The organism is Yersinia enterocolitica (assembly GCA_002082245.2).
GTDB classification, from domain to species: domain Bacteria; phylum Pseudomonadota; class Gammaproteobacteria; order Enterobacterales; family Enterobacteriaceae; genus Yersinia; species Yersinia enterocolitica_E.
This window is the reverse complement of sequence record NBTC02000002.1, coordinates 459039-470496: the sequence shown is the minus strand read 5'-3', so window position 1 is coordinate 470496 and position 11458 is coordinate 459039. Positions and strand designations below refer to the sequence as shown.

Below are 11458 nucleotides of genomic sequence, written 5' to 3'. Positions count from 1 at the left end.
TTTAACCATCAGATAGGTGATTTAATCGGCGGGAACTTCAACCGAAAGGCATAAAAATGGCTTTTTGGTGCGGTCTGTTTTCCTGTAAGCCACTAAAAATGTCACAATAGGCTACCTTAAATGACAGATGAATACGTTGGTATGGATGACCGGCAACTGCCTATTGAGGTTCGCTAAAGAACCACATATCCGCTATCAAGAGTAAATAGTTAACTGTCCGACTGAATTACAATAACGCAGAGAACAGATATGCAAGTTCCTTCTTTTGAACGCTCACTGCTACACCCTCGTTATTGGCTGACCTGGCTTGGCCTCGGTATCCTCTACCTATTGGTGTTGCTCCCCTACCCAGTTATCTATGTCCTGGGCACCTCCCTTGGCCGCTTTTCTATGCGTTTTCTCAAACGGCGTAAACGGATAACACAGCGTAATCTCGAGTTGTGCTTTCCTGATATGCCACAGGCTGAACGCGATGAACTGCTGGTTAAGAACTTTGAATCAGTAGGGATGGGGTTATTTGAAACAGGCATGGCTTGGTTTTGGCCGAACTGGCGCATTGAGCGCTGGTGTAGCGTTAGTGGCCTAGAACACATTCAACAAGCACGAGAGGAAGGCAAAGGGGTTTTATTGATCGGCTTGCATTTTCTTACGCTGGAACTGGGTGCCCGCATCTTCGGTATCTACAATCCGGGCATCGGTGTCTATCGCCCGCATGATAATAAAGCCATGGACTGGATGCAGACTTGGGGCCGGATGCGTTCAAATAAAGCCATGTTAGACCGCAAAGATCTGAAAGGAATGATCCGCAGCCTAAAACAAGGCGAAATTATCTGGTATGCGCCGGATCATGATTACGGTCCGCGCAGCAGCGTATTTGTGCCCTTGTTCGCTGTCGATCAAGCGGCAACCACCACTGGGACTTACCTGCTGGTACGTATGGGTAAACCGGCAATTATTCCTTTCACGCCGCGTCGTTTACCTAATGGCAAAGGTTATCAACTGCTGTTGCAACCCGCGGTAGAGAACTTCCCGTTAGATAATGAAGTGGCGGCGGCCGCGTTTATGAATAAAGTGATCGAAAAAGAGATTGCCCAAGCCACAGACCAATATATGTGGCTACACCGGCGTTTTAAGACCCGGCCAGAAGGCGCGCCTTCATTGTATGAATAGCATGACTTATTCAGAAATAGAATATTGCTAATGGTAATGAGAATTAATTTATATCAATTTTTTTGATACACTTCGTCAGATTTATCCGCTAGGCAAATAAGATTTATCTGACGATACTGAGAGTAATTAATCTTAGTTATTATCCGGTTATTTTCTTTTTTAATAAGGATATATATGCTCGCAACACTTAATCTCTGGTTCACTCGATTAACAGACCATCCTAACGGCGGCAAACTATTATTACGCCTAACGTTCGGTGTCTTGATGTTATTTCATGGTGTCGCCAAAATTCAGCATGGCACAAGTTGGATAGCCGCGTCTTTACAGGCGCAAGGCATCCCCAGTTTTGTCGCCTATGGCGTTTACATCGGCGAAATTGTCACCCCGATCCTGATTATTCTTGGTCTGTTTACCCGCCCTGCGGCGTTCGTTTACGCCGTTAACCTGCTGGTTGCAGTATTAATGGTCGGTACGGGGAAATTCTTTACCCTGACCCAAGTCGGTGCTTGGGGTTTGGAAAACGAAGCTATGTATTTCCTCGGTGGTGTCGCTATCATGCTACTGGGTAGTGGCCGTTATTCCGTGACTAAAAATGAAGCTTACCGCTAATCACTGGCGCTAAATAACAAATATCAGACTAACCACTTCGCCTTTGGCGGGGTGGTTTTTCCTGTTTTCTGTGCCAGCTGTAACATCATGCTAATGCCACAACTTCTGTGTTATTACCAAATAGAATAAGCATATCCATCCATTTCAAACCACCTTTCCATTTTATAAAAACTAATATTTATCTCATTGATGTCGCTGCACTATGAGCGCATACTTATCAGGCTAAGTATCTGCTTCTCGTGCTTTGCCGCCCCTTCAAACGCCCTACTGACGAATAAAGAGACGCAAAGCAATCACTTGCTTAATCGGTAATTTATGACCTCGGCGCCACAACCTGTTAACTGGAAAAGAAACCTATTTGTCACCTGGTTAGGCTGTTTTCTAACCGGTGCTGCATTTAGTTTGATCATGCCATTCTTGCCATTGTATGTGGAGGAGTTAGGCGTGAGCGGTCACCAGTCATTGAATATGTGGTCCGGTCTGGTATTCAGTATTACTTTTCTGTTTTCTGCCATTGCCGCCCCCTTCTGGGGGAGCCTGGCTGATCGTAAAGGGCGGAAAATCATGCTATTACGCTCAGCGTTAGGCATGGGGATCGTGATGGTTTTAATGGGTATGGCACAGAATATCTGGCAGTTTCTGGCATTACGTGCACTGCTGGGACTATTGGGTGGTTTTATTCCAAATGCCAATGCACTGATCGCCACTCAAGTACCGCGCAACAAGAGTGGCTGGGCTTTGGGGACGCTCTCAACCGGTGGAGTGAGCGGTGCATTAATCGGGCCACTGATCGGCGGGTTGTTAGCGGATAACTATGGCCTGAGACCGGTATTCTTTATTACCGCGGCGGTGTTGTTGCTCTGTTTTGCTCTAACCTGGCTGTATGTCAGGGAGCAGTTTGCACCGGTACTGAAAAAAGACATGCTTAACGGGCGGCAAGTATTTAACTCCCTGAAGAACCCAAAGTTAATCCTGAGCCTGTTTGTCACCACCATGATAATCCAGATTGCTACTGGCTCAATTGCGCCGATCTTGACGCTGTATGTGCGCGAACTGGCCGGTGATATTCATAATTTGGCTTTCGTCAGCGGCATGATTGCGTCAGTCCCAGGGGTTGCTGCATTGATGAGCGCGCCGAGATTAGGAAAACTGGGTGATAGAATCGGCCCAGAGCGCATTCTGATTGCCATGCTGGCTCTGTCAGTGCTTATCCTGATCCCGATGGCTTTCGTGCAGACTCCATTGCAATTGGGTATTTTGCGCTTCTTGTTGGGGGCAACGGATGGTGCATTGCTCCCTGCGGTACAGACGTTACTGATTTATAACTGCACCAATCAAGTGGCTGGCCGGATTTTCAGTTATAACCAATCGTTTCGTGATGTCGGTAATGTCAGCGGCCCGCTACTCGGGGCTGCGGTTTCTGCCAGCTATGGTTTCCGCGCTGTATTCTGTGTAACTGCCTTGGTGGTGCTATTTAACGCGATCTATTCTTACTGGTGTTTACAGCGCCAGCCCTTAAAAGCACGGCAGCGTGAGGTTCAACAACAGCAAGATAGCTAAAGATTAGAGGGGTAACCCAACCGCCGGATACCAGCATAAACCATCCTAAGTCCCTAAACAAAAGCACGTATATTCCTGCTCTTTTCTGCCCGAATCCTCCTGAGATGCACTGACAAAGACCCCATCAAACGTTAATCCCTCGCCAAGTTGCTGTTTATTGTGTTTTTATGCGAAAATTTTTTATTTCAGCACTCTCTCATGTCAAAATAGCCATAACCTATTGATTTAACTTATTGATAAATAATATTAATAATAAGATTAAATAATGAAACTTAGTCCCTATCTTTTGTAGTGAAATGCACTCAAAGTCAGAAAGATAACCCTGATAAATGCGATGTGTATCGACTTTTCATCTAAAAATACGATATAACCCCGATAGGCAGCAAAAAATGACGTTATTATTGCGTTAAATTCTACTGTAACGAGTGTTAACCCTGATAACTGGCCGTAGTGCCAAAGGGGTGAACATTCGATGATGGCTTATTCGCCCGACTTTAACGGCGATTCTATGGGAAGACTTTATGCAAACCTCTGTTAACTCCGAAGGTGGCCGCACGTTCTTTGGCCATCCTTATCCGCTCAGCGGCCTGTTTCTTTCTGAAATGTGGGAGCGTTTCTCGTTCTACGGCATCCGCCCACTGTTAATTCTGTTTATGGCCGCCACTGTATTTGACGGTGGTATGGGCCTGCCTCGTGAGCAAGCCTCCGCTATCGTCGGGATTTTTGCCGGTAGCATGTATCTGGCAGCATTACCCGGTGGCTGGCTGGCTGATAACTGGCTCGGCCAGCAACGTGCAGTCTGGTATGGTTCTATCCTGATTGCACTGGGTCATCTGTCGATTGCGCTATCAGCGTTCTTCGGCAATGACATGTTCTTTATCGGTTTAGTGTTTATCGTGCTGGGTACCGGTCTGTTCAAGACCTGTATCTCAGTCATGGTCGGCACCCTGTATAAGCCAGGTGATGCCCGCCGCGACGGTGGTTTCTCTCTGTTCTATATGGGTATCAATATGGGGTCATTTATCGCGCCGCTACTGTCAGGTTGGTTGCTGCGATCCCACGGCTGGCACTGGGGTTTTGGTATCGGCGGTATTGGTATGCTGGTCGCACTGGTTATTTTCCGTGGTTTTGCTATCCCAGCGATGAAACGCTATGACGCAGAGGTCGGGCTAGACTCAAGCTGGAATAAACCGACCAATCAGCGTCAAGGGGTTGGCAAGTGGGTTGCAGGTATTATGGTGCTAGTGGCGGTGCTGATTACCCTGATATCACAAGGGGTTATCCCGATAAACCCAGTATTGATTGCCAGCTTATTGGTCTATGTTATTGCGGCCTCAGTAACACTCTATTTCGTTTATCTGTTTGCCTTTGCCAATATGAGCCGTAAAGATCGCGCTCGCCTATTGGTGTGCTTCATTCTGTTAGTGTCTGCGGCGTTCTTCTGGTCAGCCTTCGAGCAGAAACCAACCTCATTCAATCTGTTTGCCAATGATTACACTAACCGTATGGTTATGGGCTTTGAGATCCCAACAGTCTGGTTCCAATCAATAAATGCGCTGTTTATTATTCTGTTGGCACCGGTATTCAGTTGGGCTTGGCCTGCCCTGGCGAAGAAGAAAATTCAACCCAGCAGTATCACTAAATTTGTCATCGGTATTTTATGCGCAGCGGCCGGTTTCGCTGTGATGATGTATGCCGCTCAGCATGTGCTTAGCAGTGGTGGTGCCGGTGTTTCACCGCTGTGGCTGGTGATGAGTATACTACTGCTGACACTGGGTGAATTGTGCCTTAGCCCGATCGGTTTGGCCACCATGACCCTACTTGCACCAGACAGAATGCGCGGCCAGGTGATGGGCTTGTGGTTCTGCGCCAGTTCTCTGGGTAATCTGGCAGCAGGCCTGATTGGCGGACATGTTAAAGCTGACCAGCTTGATATGCTGCCGACACTGTTCGCCCGTTGCTCAATTGCATTGGTTATCTGTGCGGCAGTGTTAATATTGCTTATCGTACCGATTCGTCGGCTGATGAATAATACTCAGGGCCAACAAGCGGCCTGATGCATGCACTGCAACCTCGGTTCACACAAACCCGCCCTGGGGGCGGGTTTTGTTCTACAACTGCCATTCCTGTTGCTGTAACACCACACGATAACCATCGCTATCTTCGAACGTTTTGCCGCTGACATCCCAATAAGGATTATAAGCAGTGACCTCGCGAAAACCTGCCGCCGCCATCTGCTGGCACTGCACAACCCATTGCGCTTGATCCGGTATATAAAATACTAATAAGTTGTCCTGCGTCGGTGCCGCCCCTACCCGAACACCGCGATGATGAGTAAACTCTAAATGGTAAGTGTGATGTGGATGTCCGAGAATAACACCATCAAATCCCTGATGATCAGCAAAATGGCCCAGTTGGCTAAAGCCTAGCCCACGGCAGTACATCTCACTGATTAATTTAAGATTATCTGTGGGTCTGGCAACACGCATTATCGAGGTTTTCGGTAATACTGACGGCGGTTTACTTACGTGGGTATCGGGTAACCTCACTGCTTTTGATGGCATCGACTCTCTCCTGATAACACATTTGAACCTAGAGATTAAACATGAAAATAAGACCTGCGCAACCTGCAGACTACCCGGCTATATTAGAGTTGCAGCGACAAAACACCCCAGAAAACTTAAGTCCAGAGCAGCGAAAGCAGGGTTTTATTGTGTCACAAATGGATGAAAAGCAACTGGATTCGATTAATCAGGATTTGGGGGTTCTGGTTGCAGTTGATGATGGGCTAGTCGCCGGCTTTGTCTGTTTGGCCCACACGCATAAACAACCACGACCACCGGTGGTTGATGCCATGCTGGAAGCCATGAGCCATCAACAGTATCAAGGCCAGCCATTAGCACAATTGCGGGTATTTCTGTACGGGCCGGTATGTATTGATAGCCGCTGGCGTGGCAACGGGGTATTGAGTCAACTGTTTGCCGCCGTTAAAACCTATACCCGCAATGACTTTGATGTGGGGGCTGCGTTTGTTAACAACGACAATCCACACTCATTAGCAGCCCATGTCAAAGGGTTACATATGACGCCGATCACTGAATTCATTTGCCAGCAACAACACTACCAACTGCTGATGTTTGCTACCCGCGAATGATGTTACTCATAGGGGCCATGACGCGCATCAATTGGCAGCATGAAGGTATCAACGATCATTGATAGAGGAACGTCTATCACCGTGACATATTTCCATGGCCCCTCACGCATATCCCATTGCACGCCTGGATAGTATTGATGCCCATGGCCCTGCCCCGGCACCGTGCGGCTGATAATGCTGCCACAGCCGGACAACAACATAATACCGATCACCAGCATAACAATGCGGGCCATGCTGGTAGGGCAATGGGTCAGTTTAACGATGGGATTCACACAGTTACTCTTCAGGTTTAGCGCGATACACAGCTTATCATAGCGCCATGTAAACAACGGTTAAGGCCCAGTCGGGATAATGTTAAGAATAGAGGGTGTTAAAGCGCCATTCAGTATTAGCTAATACGTATCACCTTTCAGGCCGTACTAATGGCAATAAAAAACGGGCAATACATAATGTACGCCCGTTTTTACTCAATATTACCGTTACTTCATATCAGCGTTACTTCGCTGCTGGAAACGCCTTTATATTATGCGCGAGTTGGCGATAATACCCGTTCCAAATCTGATACTGCTCCGGCTGCTGCCAGACTTGCTGGTGCAAACGCGAAATCAATACCGGGTCGCTGAGTAATTCCAGACGCTGTAATTTAGCCAATTTATCCGGCCCAGCCTCCAGCGCGAGTGTCAGCCGCTCGCCACGCACCTGCTCGATAATCGCACGGGTATGGTGGCGAGCTGTCGCCATCGCACTGGCCAGCGCGTTATACGATGGGTTCATCACCGCATGCAAGAAACCATTACTGAGCGCCCGCTGATGGTTAAGCTTCAGGTACTCTTCCGTCGCCAGCAATTCTCGTGGTGGATTATACTCTTCCGGGATCAAAAATAATTTAGCCCGTTTACTGGCCATCCCCAATGTCCGACGGCTGGAAACCACAGAGACTAGCGGTGACAGAATCAACGAAAATACAATCGGCGATAACCACCACAAGAAGCGCAGATCCAGCCAGGCCACGCCACCGGCCCAAACCAGACCCAGTAACAATTGCGAGCCGTGACGAACCATAGCTTCACTCCACGGCGTGGCATCATCATCACGTTGTGGTGAGTTCCACTGCACAGACCAACCGAGGAAGGCGCTGACCACAAACACGGTATGGAACAGCATCCGCACAGGGGCCAGTAACACGGAGAACAACATTTCAGCCAGCATCGACAGCAATAGACGCAGCGCCCCACCGTACTCTTTCGCCCCTTTTGCCCAGATCAAAATGATGCTGAGTAATTTTGGCAAGAACAGTAATACCAAAGTGGTGGAGAACAAGCCAATTGCCAGCTCGGGCCGCCACTGGGGCCAGACTGGGAACAGTTGACGCGGTTGCAGGAAATACTGCGGTTCCATCAAGGTATGCACCGCTTGCAAAGCAGTACACAGCACCAGGAACATAAACCACAACGGCGCAGACAGATATGACATCACACCGGTGAGGAACACAGCCCGGTGAACCGGATGCATGCCCTTAACCAGGAACAACCTGAAATTCATCAGATTACCGTGGCACCAACGGCGGTCTCGTTTTAGTTCATCAAGCAAATTAGGTGGCAGTTCTTCATAGCTACCCGGCAAATCATAAGCAATCCACACTCCCCAGCCGGCACGACGCATTAATGCCGCTTCCACAAAGTCATGCGACAAAATGGAACCTGCGAACGAACCTTCACCCGGCAATGGTGCCAGTGCACAATGCTCGATAAAAGGCTTAACCCGAATAATGGCATTGTGACCCCAGTAATGGGATTCGCCTAACTGCCAGTAATGTAAACCAGCCGTAAACAGCGGACCATAGACTCGCGTGGCAAATTGCTGGATACGGGCATACAGCGTGTCCATACCTGAGGCTTTCGGCGCAGATTGGATAATCCCGGCATTTGGATTGGCTTCCATCAGCCGCACCAGCCCGGTCAAACACTCACCGCTCATCACGCTATCGGCATCCAGAATCACCATATAGCTGTACTGACTGCCCCAACGGCGGCAGAAGTCATCGATATTACCGCTTTTGCGTTTAACCCGACGGCGGCGGCGGCGGTAGAAAATGCGCCCATGCCCATCGACATCACGACACAGCTCCAGCCAGGCTTTCTGCTCTGCCACACAGATATCGGGGTCATAACTGTCACTCAGCACATAAATATCGAAGTGCTCAAGCTGACCCGTGGCGGCGACTGACTCATAAGTAGCACGTAGCCCCGCAAATACCCGCTCCACGTCCTCATTACAAATTGGCATAATCAGCGCGGTCCGGTGAGCTGGATTGAGCGCCTCATCTCCTTTGATAGTAGAGGATATGCTGTATTTATCTTTGCCAATCAGCAATTGCAGGAAGCCCATCAGCGCGGTCCAGAATCCGGCAGAGACCCAACAAAACAGCACGGCAAACAGAATCAGGATGCCGGTTTGTAGCAGGTAAGGCAGCAATTGCATTACCGAAACCTGCCAGTTTTGTTGCCAGATCTCAAAAGGATCGATTAACGCCCACCCCTGGTAGGGCAGAATGGTCTTCATATAACTGGTCGCAATGGTAGTTTGCAACACAATGAGTATCAGCAAAATATAGCGGCGCAGAGAACCTACACTACGCCATTTCTTCTCGGCGATGGCCTGCTCATGGGTTTGTGCCCGTGACACCGGGTTACGACCCAATAATGAATCCCAAAAACGCCCCACCGGATTGGTCCGCCATGCCTGCGGTGCCATACTGGTGCGTTTGATGGGCGGCATCGCATTAATGATCGTGCGCCCTTCGCAATCTGACTCCAGTTGTTTCCCTTGCGCCAAGGCCTCCGGCCACGCCGCACGCAGACGGGCATTGACTGATGCTAACGCACTGTCTTCCTGGCTAAAAACTCCCGTTTGTGGCGCACTGGCCGCCAGTTGCTGATGCAAATGCTGCATCGCTTCAGGGGTGCTATCGAGTAATACATCTTCAGGTAGAGCATCACGCAGCGCCCCTTGCTGCTGAGCAGTCAGGGGCAAGTCCGCAATATAATCCTGTACAGGAGATTGATTTGACTTATTCATCGGCAGGTAGCTGATAGCTCCAGGTTTCAGTCAGGGTTTTATCACCGTTAACCAGCGCAGCACGCATTTCTATCGGTTTTTTTGCGTCCTTAACTTTCAGCCGCAATGTTAAACGCCAGCCCTTAGTAACCGGGTTGTAGCGCACACTGTTCTCGATCAATTCACCGTTGTCGTCGATACTGACCTGTGAAGCTAGCGGTGTATTTTCATCAAGTGATTTCAACACTGGACCGACAAAATCAACCAGGAATGCCACACTGCCATCAGGCTGACGAATCAGATTCGACTGTTTCACATCACCGGTTGAACGTAAGGTCTGTTTGACATAGGCCACGTCCGGCGAATGCAATTTCTCTTCATCGCGCGTGAAGTGCAGGCGGTAATTCAGATCAAGTGATGTTTTTGCATCCGGCAACACGTCTGGTGACCAGAAGGCCACGATATTGTCGTTGGTTTCATCCGCCGTTGGAATTTCCACCAGCTCAACTTTACCTTTGCCCCAATCACCACGCGGTTCAACCCAGGCACTCGGACGCAAATCGTAGCGGTCGTCTAAATCTTCATACTGCGAGAATTCACGACCCCGTTGTAGCAAACCAAACCCTTTTGGATTTTCCACCGTATAGGTGCTGACCGACAGGTGTTTTGGATTATTCAGTGGTCGCCAAATCCATTCACCATTACCCGCATGAATAGAAAGACCATTGGAATCATGTAATGCCGGACGATAGTTCAACACTGCTGACGGCTGGCTTGGCCCAAACAGGAACATGCTGGTTAATGGTGCAATACCCAGCTTCTCAACCTTGTCGCGCAGGAAGACTTTGGCCTGTACATCAATAGTGGTGTCGCGCCCCGGATAAATGACGAAACGGTAAGCACCGGTGGCACGAGGTGAGTCCAGCAGAGCATAGATAACCAGATGTTTGTCATTTGGTTTAGGCCGCTCAATCCAGAACTCACGAAAACGTGGGAACTCCTCGCCAGAGGCCAATGCAGTATCAATGGCCAGCCCGCGTGCAGAAAGGCCATAAACCTGACCTTTACCAATCACACGAAAATAGCTGGCACCAAGCATACTTACGATTTCGTCTTTCTTATCCGCTTTATTGATCGGATAAAGCACTTTAAAACCAGCAAAACCTAAGTTCTTCACTGACTCGGCATCATGCTTGACCGAACCAAAGTTAAAATAGTCAGGGCTATAATTGATGGGTTTAACACTGGTCGCAGTAACTTCGTTGATCTGCACTGGTGTGTCGAAGTACATGCCTTGGTGATAGAACTCTAACTTAAATGGCGTATCCAGTTTGGTCCAATACGATTTGTCATGGTTAAACTGAATCTGCTGATAGTCGGCAAATTTCATTTCGCGAAATTGCGATGGAAGGTTACTTTTTGGTGCCTCGAAGCTTTTACCCGCCAATGTCTGTGCCTGTTTAGCCACATCATCTAACGAGAAAGCCATTGCCTGAGAAGTGAATAATGACAGCAAGAGAGTTACCCCCAGCCATCTGACGCTGTTCGCGCGTGACCCTTTAGACATTCTATTAACGTTTGAAAAAATATTAACTCGCACATCTCCCCCTGTTCGGGTGCTTAAATCATCACAGCCAAATTATTGACGGTTTATCCCACATACCGTACAGATAAATTCAGGTTAGCGTAAATGCCTGAGTTATGCTGACGGTTGATTGTTTAAACCCGTGGCTAAGCCACAAGACTATCTTGCCCAGCTAAAATACGCTATGGAAAATTATTAGCCCTTATAGTAGTGTTTCTCGCCTTACTGATCCATTGAATAACGTATATTGTTATCAATAAACGTTTACTATAAAAACAACTCCGTGGGTAAAACCGGCGCGTTATTCTAATTCCGATAACAAA

General features: G+C 48.5%; 9 protein-coding genes. 5 read left to right on the top strand and 4 right to left on the bottom strand.

Annotated features, from left to right (window positions below):
• The first annotated feature begins 249 nt into the window (after positions 1-249).
• The 4 genes from A6J66_003425 (at position 250) to A6J66_003410 (ending at position 5396) form a co-directional block, all read left to right on the top strand.
• The gene (locus tag A6J66_003425) at positions 250-1170 is read left to right on the top strand and encodes a lipid A biosynthesis lauroyl acyltransferase (protein ID PNM23328.1); all 921 of its coding nucleotides are present in this window, start codon (positions 250-252) and stop codon (positions 1168-1170) included.
• Between the two features lie 174 nt (positions 1171-1344).
• On the top strand, positions 1345-1779 hold the full coding sequence (locus A6J66_003420; GenBank protein PNM23327.1) for a DoxX family protein: 435 nt from the start codon (positions 1345-1347) through the stop codon (positions 1777-1779).
• Positions 1780-2094: 315 nt separating this feature from the next.
• On the top strand, positions 2095-3339 hold the full coding sequence (locus tag A6J66_003415) for a multidrug transporter MdtG (protein ID PNM23326.1): 1245 nt from the start codon (positions 2095-2097) through the stop codon (positions 3337-3339).
• Between the two features lie 521 nt (positions 3340-3860).
• Positions 3861-5396 (top strand): MFS transporter, encoded by a 1536-nt coding sequence (locus A6J66_003410; protein PNM23325.1) that lies wholly within the window; start codon positions 3861-3863, stop codon positions 5394-5396.
• Positions 5397-5450: 54 nt separating this feature from the next.
• Here A6J66_003410 and A6J66_003405 read toward each other — a convergent pair whose 3' ends face one another.
• Positions 5451-5903: a glyoxalase gene (locus A6J66_003405; protein PNM23324.1), complete on the bottom strand. Its 453-nt coding sequence runs from the start codon at positions 5901-5903 to the stop codon at positions 5451-5453.
• Between the two features lie 41 nt (positions 5904-5944).
• Between A6J66_003405 and A6J66_003400 the strand changes: the two genes are divergently transcribed.
• Positions 5945-6493 carry an N-acetyltransferase gene (locus A6J66_003400; protein PNM23323.1) on the top strand — a complete coding sequence of 183 codons (549 nt, stop codon included), beginning with the start codon at positions 5945-5947 and terminating at the stop codon, positions 6491-6493.
• 2 nt (positions 6494-6495) lie between these two features.
• On the opposite strand, the gene A6J66_003395 is transcribed toward A6J66_003400, so the two are convergent.
• From A6J66_003395 to mdoG, 3 genes are all read right to left on the bottom strand, one after another.
• Positions 6496-6726 (bottom strand): YceK/YidQ family lipoprotein, encoded by a 231-nt coding sequence (locus A6J66_003395; protein ID PNM26878.1) that lies wholly within the window; start codon positions 6724-6726, stop codon positions 6496-6498.
• A 262-nt stretch (positions 6727-6988) separates the two neighbouring features.
• Positions 6989-9571, bottom strand: coding sequence for a glucans biosynthesis glucosyltransferase MdoH (locus A6J66_003390; protein PNM23322.1), 2583 nt, complete (start codon positions 9569-9571; stop codon positions 6989-6991).
• Positions 9564-11117: a glucan biosynthesis protein G gene (gene mdoG / locus A6J66_003385; GenBank protein ID PNM23321.1), complete on the bottom strand. Its 1554-nt coding sequence runs from the start codon at positions 11115-11117 to the stop codon at positions 9564-9566. The genes A6J66_003390 and mdoG overlap by 8 nt, the downstream gene beginning before the upstream one ends.
• Positions 11118-11458: the final 341 nt, after the last annotated feature.

Coding starts and splice junctions, on each gene's coding strand:
- A6J66_003425 (PNM23328.1), top strand. CDS start 250: ATGCAAGTTCCTTCTTTTGAACGCTCACTGCTACACCCTCGTTATTGG.
- A6J66_003420 (PNM23327.1), top strand. CDS start 1,345: ATGCTCGCAACACTTAATCTCTGGTTCACTCGATTAACAGACCATCCT.
- A6J66_003415 (PNM23326.1), top strand. CDS start 2,095: ATGACCTCGGCGCCACAACCTGTTAACTGGAAAAGAAACCTATTTGTC.
- A6J66_003410 (PNM23325.1), top strand. CDS start 3,861: ATGCAAACCTCTGTTAACTCCGAAGGTGGCCGCACGTTCTTTGGCCAT.
- A6J66_003405 (PNM23324.1), bottom strand. CDS start 5,903: ATGCCATCAAAAGCAGTGAGGTTACCCGATACCCACGTAAGTAAACCG.
- A6J66_003400 (PNM23323.1), top strand. CDS start 5,945: ATGAAAATAAGACCTGCGCAACCTGCAGACTACCCGGCTATATTAGAG.
- A6J66_003395 (PNM26878.1), bottom strand. CDS start 6,726: ATGGCCCGCATTGTTATGCTGGTGATCGGTATTATGTTGTTGTCCGGC.
- A6J66_003390 (PNM23322.1), bottom strand. CDS start 9,571: ATGAATAAGTCAAATCAATCTCCTGTACAGGATTATATTGCGGACTTG.
- mdoG (PNM23321.1), bottom strand. CDS start 11,117: ATGTCTAAAGGGTCACGCGCGAACAGCGTCAGATGGCTGGGGGTAACT.